At 38.3% G+C, this 13211-nt stretch carries 13 protein-coding genes and 1 CRISPR repeat array; of the genes, 10 read left to right on the forward strand and 3 right to left on the reverse strand.

All coding sequences use genetic code 11. The features are described from left to right. Positions 1–7 precede the first annotated feature (7 nt). Positions 8–298, forward strand: coding sequence for a CRISPR-associated endonuclease Cas2 (gene cas2, locus METHO_RS05470; protein WP_015324540.1), 291 nt, complete (start codon positions 8–10; stop codon positions 296–298). 8 nt (positions 299–306) lie between these two features. Beyond that, positions 307–918 (forward strand): CRISPR-associated protein Cas4, encoded by a 612-nt coding sequence (gene cas4, locus METHO_RS05475; RefSeq protein ID WP_015324541.1) that lies wholly within the window; start codon positions 307–309, stop codon positions 916–918. A gap of 183 nt (positions 919–1101) precedes the next feature. Here the strand turns inward: cas4 and METHO_RS13600 are convergent, their stop codons facing one another. After that, entirely contained in the window at positions 1102–1317 is a 216-nt protein-coding gene (locus METHO_RS13600) for a hypothetical protein (RefSeq protein ID WP_156811040.1), read from the reverse strand. 133 nt (positions 1318–1450) lie between these two features. Continuing rightward, positions 1451–2017: direct repeats of the CRISPR family, unit length 37 nt; unit sequence ATTCGAGAGCAAGATCCACTATAACAAGGATTGAAAC. A 74-nt stretch (positions 2018–2091) separates the two neighbouring features. Between METHO_RS13600 and ltrA the strand changes: the two genes are divergently transcribed. The 8 genes from ltrA (at position 2092) to METHO_RS05515 (ending at position 10826) form a co-directional block, all read left to right on the forward strand. Beyond that, positions 2092–3282, forward strand: a complete 1191-nt coding sequence (gene ltrA / locus METHO_RS05480) for a group II intron reverse transcriptase/maturase (RefSeq protein WP_015324543.1) — start codon at positions 2092–2094, stop codon at positions 3280–3282. A gap of 142 nt (positions 3283–3424) precedes the next feature. Beyond that, on the forward strand, positions 3425–3664 hold the full coding sequence (locus tag METHO_RS05485) for a hypothetical protein (RefSeq protein WP_048831065.1): 240 nt from the start codon (positions 3425–3427) through the stop codon (positions 3662–3664). 82 nt (positions 3665–3746) lie between these two features. Continuing rightward, on the forward strand, positions 3747–4715 hold the full coding sequence (gene cmr1, locus METHO_RS05490) for a type III-B CRISPR module RAMP protein Cmr1 (RefSeq protein ID WP_015324545.1): 969 nt from the start codon (positions 3747–3749) through the stop codon (positions 4713–4715). Next, entirely contained in the window at positions 4712–5596 is an 885-nt protein-coding gene (locus METHO_RS05495) for an RAMP superfamily CRISPR-associated protein (RefSeq protein ID WP_015324546.1), read from the forward strand. Before cmr1 ends, METHO_RS05495 begins: the two co-directional genes overlap by 4 nt. Before the next feature lie 10 nt (positions 5597–5606). Next, on the forward strand, positions 5607–8570 hold the full coding sequence (locus METHO_RS05500) for a CRISPR-associated protein Csx11 (RefSeq protein ID WP_015324547.1): 2964 nt from the start codon (positions 5607–5609) through the stop codon (positions 8568–8570). A gap of 2 nt (positions 8571–8572) precedes the next feature. Next, complete coding sequence (gene cmr4 / locus METHO_RS05505) at positions 8573–9568, forward strand: type III-B CRISPR module RAMP protein Cmr4 (RefSeq protein WP_015324548.1); 996 nt, start codon at positions 8573–8575, stop codon at positions 9566–9568. A gap of 2 nt (positions 9569–9570) precedes the next feature. Then, positions 9571–9939: a hypothetical protein gene (locus METHO_RS05510; RefSeq protein WP_015324549.1), complete on the forward strand. Its 369-nt coding sequence runs from the start codon at positions 9571–9573 to the stop codon at positions 9937–9939. Further along, entirely contained in the window at positions 9936–10826 is an 891-nt protein-coding gene (locus METHO_RS05515; RefSeq protein WP_015324550.1) for a hypothetical protein, read from the forward strand. The genes METHO_RS05510 and METHO_RS05515 overlap by 4 nt, the downstream gene beginning before the upstream one ends. A 155-nt stretch (positions 10827–10981) precedes the next feature. On the opposite strand, the gene METHO_RS05520 is transcribed toward METHO_RS05515, so the two are convergent. Next, positions 10982–11881: a nucleotide-binding protein gene (locus METHO_RS05520; RefSeq protein ID WP_015324551.1), complete on the reverse strand. Its 900-nt coding sequence runs from the start codon at positions 11879–11881 to the stop codon at positions 10982–10984. A 184-nt stretch (positions 11882–12065) separates the two neighbouring features. Beyond that, positions 12066–13190, reverse strand: a complete 1125-nt coding sequence (locus METHO_RS05525; protein ID WP_015324552.1) for an IS256 family transposase — start codon at positions 13188–13190, stop codon at positions 12066–12068. Between the last annotated feature and the right edge of the window lie 21 nt (positions 13191–13211).

Genomic DNA, 13211 nt, shown 5'->3' on the forward strand with positions numbered 1-13211 from the left:
GCTTGTTATGCTTGTATGGGTAATATATGATATTACAGAGAACGATGTCCGAAAAAAGCTGAGCGACAGGTGCAAGGACTATGGACTTTACAGAGTGCAGAAAAGCGTGTTCCTGGGGGATCTTGATGGAAATCAGCGAGATGCGCTTGCTGTGGAATGTGAAGAGCTTATAGATACGGATATTGATTCTGTGTATATTTTTCCCATGGATGAGAAGTCGTTCAAAAAGGTGAGGCTGATAGGACAGGCATTTGACAGGGAGCTTGTGAGCGATGAGGTACTGACCACTTTCTTTTGAGGTTGTGTATGAAAGCAGCTTTTGACCACGGAGCTTTCGATCATGAAGTATTGATAACGGTGTCAGATGTAATGGAATACAGTTTCTGCCCCAGGTTCGTTTATTTTATGCATTGCCTTAATATATCCCAACATGCTGAGAACCGTTTCAAGGTCGTGAAAGGCAGGGAAGTACATGCAGAGCGTAAAAACACGAACCGCGACCATGTCAGAAAAAAGCTGCACTGCATCCTGAAAGATCCTGAGGTTCTGCTGGTTTCAAAAAAGCACCATATAAAAGGTATCGTGGATGAAGTGCTCTTTCTGGAAGATGGCACTGCAGCACCTCTGGAATACAAATTTGCCCAATACAGGGACGAAATATTCTTAACTCACATTAATCAGCTTGCTTTGCAGGCTATCCTTATCGAGGAGAACTATGGGCGCAAGGTCAAAAAAGGCTATATCTGCTACATCCGCAGCAAAAATCTTGTAAAAGAAGTGGAGCTCCACAAAGCTGATCTCAGTAAAGCAAAAAAGTCCATAACTGAGATACTTGAGATAATTAAGAAGGGTACCTATCCTGCTGCAACACATGAAGACAAGTGCACAGACTGCTGTTATCGCAACATCTGCGTATAGCACAATGTTCTTATATTTATAAGCACCTTGATAAATTAGTAGCAAGAATTCCAGTGCTGGAAAAGAAGGATTCCTAATCTTTCTTTAGTCCATCATAGGAAAAAATTGCCCTATTCGAGAGCAAGATCCACTATAACAAGGATTGAAACTTTGAGCTCCTTTGCTATCCTGCTGTACGTTTCATCATTCGAGAGCAAGATCCACTATAACAAGGATTGAAACAGAAAAAAATTTTCCTGCCCCATAATATGTATCCCTATTCTCAAACTCAAGGATAGCAAATCCTTGGGAATGAAAAAATTCTCTATTTCCCATAATAGTGCTCTGGTCAAAACTACTGTCCCGACCAGAACTCCAAGTAGGCATGTCATTAATTGCAACAGGGACACTTCCACTCATCCATATTTTTCCATACGGATGAATGACTTCAGAGAGACTCATCTCTCTAACGGCCGTTTCCCAAGAAACGGTCGCTCCCCCTTTAATACGAAGAAGGGAAAACTCTGTCTTACTCCCATAATCGTTTCTATAGATTCGAGAGCAAGATCCACTATAACAAGGATTGAAACATTGTGTCATTTCGACATGTATCATTTCTATGGGTTCTATTCGAGAGCAAGATCCACTATAACAAGGATTGAAACTCATAAAACTCCTGCGGCGTATCCAAATCCGACCCAAATTCGAGAGCAAGATCCACTATAACAAGGATTGAAACGTGATGCACTGGGGCTTTAAAAAATTCCGTAACCTATTCGAGAGCAAGATCCACTATAACAAGGATTGAAACGGTTCTTCTTGTAGCGCTATAATAAAATCTGTGAACATTCGAGAGCAAGATCCACTATAACAAGGATTGAAACCATCAAACTCCTGGGAATTAATAACAACATTTTCATTCGAGAGCAAGATCCACTATAACAAGGATTGAAACAATTTCCAAGATGCATGGAAATTAAATCATCTATTACACATTCGAGAGCAAGATCCACTATAACAAGGATTGAAACATCCTAAACCAGGAATAAAAAGTTCTTCAAGCGAATTACCTTCCAACTTTGTATTCGAGAGCAAGATCCACTATAACAAGGATTTATCTATTTAATCCCGATACTTTTGACGGAAGTATCATTAGCTGATCGATTTGAATCAGAATTGGGGGTTAGGCAAGTTATGGATAAGGTTGCACAGATACAGCTAGAGCTTTACCAAAAGGCGTTCAATGATCGCACAAAGCGGTTCAGGAAACTCAAAAAGTATCTTGTTATGGATGAGTTTCTCTATGCAGCATGGGAAAATGTCTGTAAGGGCACCAGATCTGCCGGTGTTGACTCTATTTCAGTGGCAGATATTAAAAAGACGGGTGTTGATGAATTCCTGCAATCGTTGAAAGAAGATATAAAGGAAAACAGATACGAGCCAGACAGGATATTAAAACATGAGATATTAAAGCCGAATGGAAAAGTCAGAAAGTTAGGGATCCTCACTGTAAAGGACAGGGTTGTCCAGTATAACATGAAACTGGTACTGGAACCGATATTTGAAGCGGACTTTGACAGTAGTTCTTTTGGTTTTAGGGCTAACAGGTCTGCACAGCTTGCCAGCCTAGAGGTCTACAAATGGCTGGAAGCAGGTAATCATTATGTTTTCAAGAGCGACATATCCCAGTGTTTTGATAACATACCGCATGAACTTTTAATGAAACGCATTAAAACGCGTATCAAAGACAGGCAGGTCCGAAGGATCATACGTGCCTGGTTAAACGTGAATTCTGCATGCCTTCTCAATGAAGAAGCAACGTATGGAAAAGATAAAGGGATCCTACAGGGTGGAATAATTTCACCCCTTCTGCTAAATATATATCTTGACCAGTTCGATGATGAAAGGGAAAACATCGGTCTTAAAAGTATAAGATCCGATGGTCAGGGACATCTTGTGAGGTATGCTGATGATTTTGTAATACTTTCAAAGCAACCCATTGACACTAAACCCGTTGAAGGATCATTAAAAAAGATCGGCCTGGAACTTAACCCGGAAAAGACCTACCAGACCCATATAGAAGATGGCTTTGAGTTCCTGGGATTCTATTTCAAAGGAGCATTCGTCGAGGACAGATACAAAGGAAAGATAGACATATACCCAACCGAAGGTTCTATAGAACGAGTGCTTGACTCAATCAGAACCATGACAGATCCAATGAACGGAAATACAAAACCTCCAGTTGAAACTATCCAGGAGATCAACAAGTCCATAGACAGCTGGCTCAATTATTACCACCACACAGATTGCAATTCCGGCCTGCAAAGAATGAACGATAGCTATAGTGACTATCTGTACAAATATGTTACTAACTATCAAAATTAATGCAGTAACTATTTATAGGTTCACATATCATATTTTTATTGTTGGTGGGTTATGGATTTCATTTTAATGAGCATGAATTCATGGATGGTGGATATTTTTGGAATCTCGAAAGTTAGACTGTGAGATTGACAGGTCCTTATCTTTGGAAGAGATTAAACTCAAAGCAGTTGTTGAAGGCTTGCTTTTTATTATAAGAAAGGGAAATTACATGGATAAAGAGATTAGATTTTTGAAATACAAATATATTCATTTAGTTTCTGCTTTGCACATATCTCTATTTTCTGGAATGTTATTTATGAAAATCCACCAATATGCTGATAATGGTTTTGGAATAGGAACTAGAAAGATGAATGATCAGAGTTGCTTATCTAGGTTAAACTGAAGTCTTTTGGCTTTGCCTCTATAATTTCAAGAGAATAAATTGAGATTGCATTTACTTAACCGCTGTCTATTGGGAGTATTGGATGACTGCTAATACAAGAACATATCATTTTCAGGCATTAAATGATATTTGGACGGGGTCCGTTCAACTGGATATGGAAAATAATAAACTGAAGATTGTACCGAATCGTTTTGTACAAACAGGTTTACTGGGTTCAATTCGTTGGTGGTTTGAGGTGGTAGTTCGTGGACTGGGTGGCGAAGCATGTGATCCCAGTAATAGTGAATGTAAGGACTCAAAACATTGCGTTGTCTGTGAACTGTTCGGTTGTACCGGTTGGGCGCGAAAGTTCAGGTTTCAGGTTTTCGATGATAATAATAGTGTCAAAGTGTCTCAAATCAAGAAAAACATTAAATTCGAACTCCAGTTCACATCCCTTCGACCCATTAGTTATGAAGAATGGGCATTATTAGACTTAACGCTTCATATTGTAGCAGAATTTGGTGCTGTTGGGGGGAAAACCGCATTTAAACCATCGACTGAAAATGGTCATGAAAATAAGCTCCATCATCGAGATTTTGGTAAGATCAAACTGGAAATAACAGAATCACAAACTAAACCTGTAAGTAAAATTGAATTCGAGCACTATGTGCGTGATAGTCGCTGGCTTAAAATTGAAAACAATGACTTTACCTGGGCATCTTTCAATAACTTTTGGGTGGTAAACAATAGATACCTTGCCCGGCAAAATCAATTCAAAAGTACATTCAACAGTGTAATCGGTCGCCCACCACAAAAGAAAAAAGCATCACAAAATGATAGTTTTCTAGCAGGTCGTAGACCAGATAGTTATAGAAAAATTGATGGCGAAAGCAAAAAAGTATTCAGTTTCAAAAACCCTCCCACTACTTTCGGTTTTATCGATGGGGAGAGCATAACATTTGATAAAATGAAATACTTGCTTAAAACAGCATGGTATGATATGAAAGATGATGAATTTAGAACAGGGGATAAAATTTTAGATGACTTTACCAGAGGAGAACAATCATGACATTCGACTACTATGCTTCCCTGGGAAATAGAAAGCAAATTCCAGAAGAAGAAACACTTTCATTCGAATTGGTTGACATTTGTTCTACACTGTATTTCAAAGGTAATAAGAAAGAAGCTCGTGAGTACTATATTAAACAGACTCTAAAGACAAAATTTAAAGTTCCAAAAGAATTGGATTTCTCCCCAATTTTATCCATCATGCCGGATTCAGCTTGGATTGGTTTTGAGGTGGAGTTTATCCTAAAAACTCCTTGGTACTCAAAAGACGATCGAAGTTTTCATGTTTTGGAGAACTCTCTTCGTAAGGACCATGTGTTCGGAATCCCATTCCATCCAGCATCTTCATGGAAAGGATTATTACGTTGGGCTTGCAGAATGGAATCTGGACTATTTGAGCATCTGGAAAAAAATGGAATGAAATTTGAAGGCTGGAAAGACGACAAGTGGATATTATATTTATTTGGGAATGAAAAAAATAACACTGATGAATTATATCAAGGTGTGATTAACTTTTATCCAACATTTTTTGATAGAATCAAATTTGAGGTCATAAATCCACACAGTCGCAAAACGCGTGCTGGTACTCAGCCGATTTATTATGAAGTTGTTCCCCCTAAAACAAAAGCAAAATTGCAACTGGTTTACGTGCCACATGCTGGATGTGAAATGCACACAGAGACGAACTGTTTAGAGACGATAAATAAATTACTGACCGCTACAGAGAAATTGCTAACCATATACGGTTTTTCTGCTAAACGCACAGCAGGGTGGGGAACTGCAGAGATTAGCAAGTGGAGAGCATTTAAGGCTGGTATGACTGTAGAGGAGGCTTCACTTGAAAAGTTCAAGGAAGCACTAAAAATCCAACTCAAACTATAGAGGTACTTATATGGGCAATAAATCTTTCGAAAAAGTGCTTGACATTCATCGTTCTCTTTTACTATCAATGGAAGCTATAGGCTGGCTTCACATGGCTGGAAAGGCTCATCCTGACTTTCTTCGATGTCAGGCAGGAGTTGAAAACGGCTATAAATACAAACAATGGTATAAGCAGGCGAATTTAGAATGGAATGAGTTTTTTCAGTCGATTAAAACCTCATATGAGTCTGAAATACTTTTTCCAGAATCAATGGATAAGTTCATTACATCTCACACAAACAAGGGTCCTGGAATCCTTGGATTGCTTCAGGCAGCCCATGGTTTGGTTTCAGGTGTTGAGAAAAATCTCTACAAAAACACATCAGAATATCTAAAACAGTCGGAATCCCACATGTGGTTCTCCACTTCTTTTGGCTACCCTGTACGAAATCTCTTGAGTGATCCTCCAAGTGTATTAAAAGAAGAAGGATGGCCAAAGTTAATCAAATCAGTAGATGAATGTTTATCTGAACTGAAAACTCTAAATGAACCATGTACAGAGGTAAAGAAATGGTGGGATTGGCGTGAAAAAGCCATTGGATATGATGGATTTCTTCGCAAAGCCTTTACAGAAACCCTTGCTGAGACTCGTCTGCCTAATAATGATGTAACTCTCTGGGACCAGTCATACGTAACTGCTGCTTTGTTCAAAAGTGCACTTGCAGGTGCTTTATTGCAGAGGGAATTTCCTTGGAAAGATGACAGATTAAACGATAAAACCCACTGGAGTCTCCTTTCAGTGGGAATTGGTGCTGACAATTATGAGATGAGATCGGTTCGTATTGGTGATTCAATAGGGTCTAAGCATGAGATTAATACCTTTTTTGAAAAAGTACGCGAGTTCATTGAAGTTAATCTCGCTGTAGGAGCAATGCTTTACAAAGATGATTCTGTAATAGTCTTTTCATTTCCTGAATTGAATGCTAATGTTTCTCATGATTTTAAGGATTCACAGAACTTTTATGCGTATATCAAAAAAACTATTGATGCTTATGCCCAGGAATCAAATTTCGAAACTCCACCCCACTGTATTATATCTCCTTCTTCGCGCTCGTTGCTGAATTTATCCCAGCAATTGAAAGATATTCGTAAAAAATTGGCAATTCCTGTTCATCGGAACTGGGAGATTGCTGATAATAATGTTTCAAAAGGCCACATCTGTCCGGTATGTCAGGTTCGTTTTAATGAAAATCCAAATGATAAACAAAAGCCCTGTACTGTCTGTAGTAAACGCCGTATCGGTAGGCTTGAAGCATGGCAAAGCGGTAAATTGGGATCAGATACTATCTGGTTGAGTGAAGTAGCTGATGAAAACGATCGGCTGGCAATTATCACAATGAGTTTTGATTTGGACAGTTGGCTGGATGGAAGTCATTTTGACTCACTTCGCAGTCAATCTGCTTTTGAATGGGTGTCAAAAAGTCAAAAGAAAGCAATTACAAAGGATATAAAGAGAGATAAGCCCTTACTGGATCTTCAAACATATATTAAAAAAGAACTGGAAAAAGCAGAAAAACAGAATTTTTGCATCAATGAAAACGACACTATAATGAACACTCTAAATGGTGGTTTTAAATATAGTAAAGACTGGAAAACCTTTTTTGAAAAAATGGTAGAGGATAGAGCTAGTTCTCCAAAATGGGAAAAGCTAACCAATGAGGGACGAGCAAAGTGGTTAACTCATCAGCTTCTAAGAAAAAATGCTTCCCCGGGACGCATGTATCGTGTACAGCGCCAGACTGAAGAGTTCTTCAAAATTCTATTAGAAAAATTAAGGCAGGTTGTGGATTCCAATTCCAATCAATGGTGTACAAAAAGGCTGATTTTAAAAGTAAAGGACGGTCAGTGGGAAGATAAGCAGACCTATAGTGGTCACTATAACGATGCCCCCGTTAGTTTATTGTATCGGAAGCAATCCAATGATTTTATAACTATCTGCAACATGGGCAGACTGCTTGAGAATGTGCACCCGAAAGAGATCCTAATAAACAAAAGGATCGAATTAAAAAATGACGATTCCAAGGAAATTATTTCAATTGAAATTAAATCTGTTAAGGATAAAGCAGAAAAATATCGTCCCATAGTACCACTTGAGATTGATCCCAGACGATTCCGGGTCGTTGTTCCTCTGAACAAAGCTAATGAATGTATAAAAGTCGCTATTGAAATGTGGAAGGAACAGTATTCCAGAGTATGGGACCGCATGCCCCTGAGAATTGGAACAGTTGCTTTCTCTCGAATGATGCCATATCAAGCGGTAATAGAAACTATCAGAAATCTTGAAAACGAATTGGAAAAGAGAAAACAAGAGGCATGGTATGTCATGAATAAGGATCTTTGCCAAGGAGTTCTTTGTCTCTCCATAAAGTCTCCTGAAGGAGAAGAGTCCTTACGAACCACTCCAGTAAAATTGCCTGATGGCCAATTAGATGTTTTCTACACATATTGTGAAGTTGAAGAAACGAAAGTAAGATATCCCCGGGACTTCCAAGGTCCTGACAGAAAGATATATCGTCATATCTGCGATTTACGCATCGGAGATGGAATTTATATTAAACCTGCTGTCATTGGCACTGTTTTTATGGAAAGCACTGCCAGTCGCTTTGAGAATATTTTTGTTTACAATTTAGATGAATGGCAGAGAATGACTGACCTTTGGCATATACTTGAGAGGCTAGCTCCAAGTCAGACTGCACTCCGTGGTGTATGGGATATTATCTGCGAACACAAGGAACGTTGGCAAGGGCAAAATCATGATTGGAAAGATGGTGAAGAGGAAACATGGTTGGCATTTGTTCGATCTATAATATATGATCGCTTTGATGCTAACTCGGCATCTTTGGAATATTTGGTTGATACAGTAAATTTGGGACTTTTTGATAGATGTATGGATTGGCATATTCGTGTACTTAAAAAGAAGATAACCGAGGAATAATTATGACTGAATCTCAAATGAGTTATCAAGCTTACGAACACATCGGTTTGGCATTAGACCCTATCCATGTAGGAACCGGTGGAAATCGATTGGGACGTGTAGATAATACGATTATTCGCGACCCAGTTACAAAAATACCTAAGATTCCGGGGTCAAGTTTAGCCGGAGTTCTGAGGACATATGTAGCTATGTCTGAAAATAAATATCCAGATTGCGCAGGACAGGGACAGCCTCGTAAAGATGGCACTGGAGGACATTGTGGTCAGAATAATTGTCCTGTATGCACAACATTTGGATTTGCAAAGGGCAATAATGGTGGCTTTGCAGGTTTGGCAAGTTTTAACGATATGCATGTCCTTCTTTTCCCAGTAGCAACTTGTGAAGGTCCATTCTGGGTCACTGCGCCTATAGCATTAAGGCAAATAGAAGAATTAAAAAATATCAGCGATCTCCCTGATAGCAATTCGGTATATTGCATTGACAGTGAAAATAATAAAAATTCAATAAACTTTGGATGGCTGTTGCTGCCGAAAAAATCAGGCTGGAATAGCATGGATTGTGTAAAAAACAATTTTAAAAAAATACTACCTGAAAATATGATATTAGGCAATATTGCGGTTGTGTCAGACAAGCTTTTTTCTCATATCGTTAATAGTAATCTGGAAGTTAGAACTTCCGTGTCAATTAATCCTGCCACAGGAGCTGCAGAAGATGGGGCACTTTTTACTTATGAAGCATTACCTAGGGGTACAATCCTCCACTGGATTGTAATCTGTAGGAATCCAAACCACTTCAAAATTGATAACCACATCATCGCAAGTGCCCAAGAACCAAGAGGTGTGCACGAATATCTTAAGAAAACTTATCCTTATCTGGAATACCTTGGTATTGGAGGTATGACAAATCGAGGTATGGGAAGACTTCGTGTTTTAAATGACAACATCTCAGGAAATATAGGAACAAAAGTTGAAAATGATAACTCCCAAATGGAGAGATGATCATGGAAAACCTAGATATGAAGTGTGCCCAGCTGGGTGCAAGAATTGGAAGCAAAGTTGAAGAGAAGATCCTTACAGATGCTTTGGGTGTATTGCAAGAACAGGGAGTTTACGCATTTTTTCTTTATCTTGAAGCAAACAAAAAACATGATGGGAAATTTATCAGCAACCAGTGTTTAAAATTCATGGGGAGTACACCAGAACATAATTCATTGATTACAAGTAACGATGAAGAGAATAAGCCATTTCCACGTATTTTAGCACTCTCTGAAGATTTGGACAACTTGCTTTTTGCTCGTGATCTTCTGCTTCAGGCACTTGTATACGGCCGTTATCATGCGAAAATAAATTCTAAGAAGGAACCACAATGAACTGGGAACTTTATCGCTGGGTGTGGGTTCTTCAATCTCCGCTTTCAGTTGGTACACTACCATCTGGTTCATTGAACCGATGCCATCTTTATATCCCCGCAAGAGCAATATGGGGAGCAATTACAGCTGAGGTCGCGAGACGTTCAGATGGTCATTTTCCTGACTATGCTGTGATTGGAAATGGAATTCAGGAAGAAATCCGCTTTACATATCTATTTCCTGCAGTCAAGATAAATCAAGAGTGGAAAGCTTGGTTGCCGTGTTATATGGAAGACAAAGGACTGTGTTGGCAGTTAGAAGATGCTAATGATGATTTTAATAATGTCATTTCAAACCAGATTTTTCGGTCAAGATTACTTTATACACGCCCAGGAACATCTATTAATCCCGAAAGCGATTCCGCAGAAGAAGGATCTCTTCATGAAACCGAATGTATCCAGATATATTGGAGTCCCAGTGAGGAAAAAAATAATAAACAATATCAGCAAATCGGAATGATTGGATATGTTCTTGTTAAATCGAATTCATTATATATCGACTCCATAAAAGAAATTGAGACGCTACTCATAGGCGGAGATACAAGATATGGATTCGGTAAGTTGAGACAAGTAGATTTTTCAAACCAATCATACTTATTTAATAATACTGTCAACCTTTCAAACAGTGAACCAATAATCACTGGCCGTAGTGTATTAGGACACACCGCCACAGTAAAAAACATGAGCGGTGACATAGAAGCCCTTGCAGGTTGGGATTATTTATCAAACGGTAGGTTGAAAGGATTTGAAAAAACCTACTGGACTCCAGGATCTTTTAGTCCTGATGGTCAAAGCGACTGGAAAATAGGTAGACATGGGCATTGGGAAAATGTTAACAAAAACTCATAAATCCTTTATTTATGCTTTTTTTGAAGCACATGTTGTTAACTGTCATTTAATTTTTCAAGACGAACAATATAACCAGCATTTTTCAGTACCTTAGCAATAGTCAAGGCTTCCTTTCCAATTTCATTAATTGTTACGTACAGAATCCCTTGCAAATCTCAAGGCATAGTTACATTTCCACACATCAAAGCACAAACCTTATTGCGACCCAACGCTCCAATTAACAATCCATGTTCAAAAATAACATTTTGTCTTGCGCGAGGTTCTTCTTCCCCTCCAGTTATTTTTCCGACATCTTCTGGAGTATAGATTACAAAACAAAAATCAACAGTCATAGATATTGTTTCTAAATACTCAATAATTGTCAATCCTTTTGCACTTTCGGGTTCCAACACCTCAGGTTCAAAATCCATTTTCTTTAATATTTGTACCAATTTATCTCTTATATGGTGGTTCCTTCCATGAACAACAAAAACACGTCTACCATAATTGACGGCTTTTAAAGCAGCAATGATCCTAAAAACTTTATCAAAAAACTCATCTGCAGAAATATTGACCTCTTTTACAAATTCGGCGTCATTCGGATTTAAGTAATAATATTCAGATGGTCTCTGATACCAAGAGTGTTTACTAGTTTTAGTAAGAGGGGCAACAAATACTTTTTTTCTATCCAAAAAAGCTCTACGAATGCACTCAGCAGTCCCTTTACCACCACCAATGGCTATCAACAGATCTGCTTTTTGAACGAGTAATGCTCTTTCTTCTAACCACCAACGACATTTGGGAAGTTTTATGACTTTTCCGATTTCTGGAATCTGGGAAATTTTTTCGGGTAATAAAAAAGTAATATAATTTTTTGGATTTTTACCCGTTTCTTTGCATAATCGTGCGATTTCGTTAGCGATCAAAAAGTCATATTCCCCAAGAGTAGTCAATATTACATGGTGGTCCTCAGATAGTAAATGCCTTGCAAAAGAAAGACAAAAATTATCCACCAGTTCTTTTTCATTTGGTAAATCTCGATTTTTACTCCAACCACCTTGAAAAAGTATATTCATAACCCTAGCCTCTTGACAATTAAGTTTAATTCGTCTTTTATTCTTTAAAGACTATTTTTTAACTGATCAATATTTAAGAATCCTTAGATAATTAAACGTATTCATCTAAAATATTATTGATGGAATAGCTACCTATAGGTAGTGTCCCTATTTTGCTGTAAATTCCCCTGTACCCTGTATGATCTTAATCTTCCATATTTAAATATCTGTTTCCAGTGATCCACTCTTCATTGATATCGATCAATATTGAGACTGAAAGTCTCAATAGAGCTTCTTCATTGGGAAATGCACCAATGACTTTACTTCTTCTTTTAAGTTCCCTGTTTACACATTCTAGGATGTTAGTAGTTCTTATCTTTCTACAATGCTCTTTTGGAAATGCCTGACAGTTATGAGTACCGAAGTGGAATCTGGCCAATGTTTCAATAGCCTTGTTTAACTTTCTTTCCCCTAGGTATTCTACCACTTTAGATAACTGCAATGGATCTTCCATAGCTTCCTTTATCTTCTCTGCTACTTCCTTTTGATGCTTTTTTGGTATTGTCTTCAATACAGCTCTTATCAAATGCACATGACACATCTGCCAGCTAGATCCCGGAAATGAAGTTGTTACTGCTCTCTGGAGACCTTTGTGACCATCTGAGATGATCATTTCTACTCCTCTTAGTCCTCTTTTCTTAAGGTCAGTAAAGAGATCTTCCCTAAACATTGCATCTTCTCCATCTGCTATCCTTGCTCCCAGAATTTCCATATATCCATCTTTCCTCACACCTGCAACTACAAACAAAGCTTTGTTTGTATATCGCGCGCTATCCCTTATATTAAAGTAAGTAGCATCAACTAACAGGTACTTGATCCCCTGTTCTATTGGTTTAGAAATAAATTCTCGAACCTTCTCATCCAGTTCCTGAGTGATCCTTGATACTCTGGAAGCAGAGACGTTCTCAATTCCTAGCTGAGAGATGATATGCTTTATTTTTCTAGTAGACACTCCTTGCAGATACGATTCCATTATAGCATTTGCTAATGCTTTTTCAGTTCGAGAATATCTTTCGAATACTTGAGTTTGGAATGGAATTTCACGTAACTGAGGTTTCAACAACTCAAGTGTTCTATGTCTGGTTGTCAGTGATCGTTTTCTATAACCGTTTCTTTGAACATTCCTGCTATCATTCCTTTCATATGTATCTGCACCAGACTGCTGTAAGGCTTCAAATTCCATAACCGGGTTCAAGAACCAGGTTATGAGGGTTCTTACAGAATCTTCACCATCGACGAAGTAATCTTCTAACAGGTCATATAGATTCATGGTCCTGTACCTTCCTAGTTG

The organism is Methanomethylovorans hollandica DSM 15978 (genome assembly GCF_000328665.1).
Classification (GTDB): domain Archaea; phylum Halobacteriota; class Methanosarcinia; order Methanosarcinales; family Methanosarcinaceae; genus Methanomethylovorans; species Methanomethylovorans hollandica.

Coding starts and splice junctions, on each gene's coding strand:
- METHO_RS13600 (WP_156811040.1), bottom strand. CDS start 1,317: ATGAGTGGAAGTGTCCCTGTTGCAATTAATGACATGCCTACTTGGAGT.
- METHO_RS05510 (WP_015324549.1), top strand. CDS start 9,571: ATGGAAAACCTAGATATGAAGTGTGCCCAGCTGGGTGCAAGAATTGGA.
- ltrA (WP_015324543.1), top strand. CDS start 2,092: ATGGATAAGGTTGCACAGATACAGCTAGAGCTTTACCAAAAGGCGTTC.
- cas4 (WP_015324541.1), top strand. CDS start 307: ATGAAAGCAGCTTTTGACCACGGAGCTTTCGATCATGAAGTATTGATA.
- METHO_RS05520 (WP_015324551.1), bottom strand. CDS start 11,881: ATGAATATACTTTTTCAAGGTGGTTGGAGTAAAAATCGAGATTTACCA.
- cmr4 (WP_015324548.1), top strand. CDS start 8,573: ATGACTGAATCTCAAATGAGTTATCAAGCTTACGAACACATCGGTTTG.
- cmr1 (WP_015324545.1), top strand. CDS start 3,747: ATGACTGCTAATACAAGAACATATCATTTTCAGGCATTAAATGATATT.
- METHO_RS05525 (WP_015324552.1), bottom strand. CDS start 13,190: ATGAATCTATATGACCTGTTAGAAGATTACTTCGTCGATGGTGAAGAT.
- METHO_RS05500 (WP_015324547.1), top strand. CDS start 5,607: ATGGGCAATAAATCTTTCGAAAAAGTGCTTGACATTCATCGTTCTCTT.
- METHO_RS05495 (WP_015324546.1), top strand. CDS start 4,712: ATGACATTCGACTACTATGCTTCCCTGGGAAATAGAAAGCAAATTCCA.
- METHO_RS05515 (WP_015324550.1), top strand. CDS start 9,936: ATGAACTGGGAACTTTATCGCTGGGTGTGGGTTCTTCAATCTCCGCTT.
- cas2 (WP_015324540.1), top strand. CDS start 8: ATGCTTGTATGGGTAATATATGATATTACAGAGAACGATGTCCGAAAA.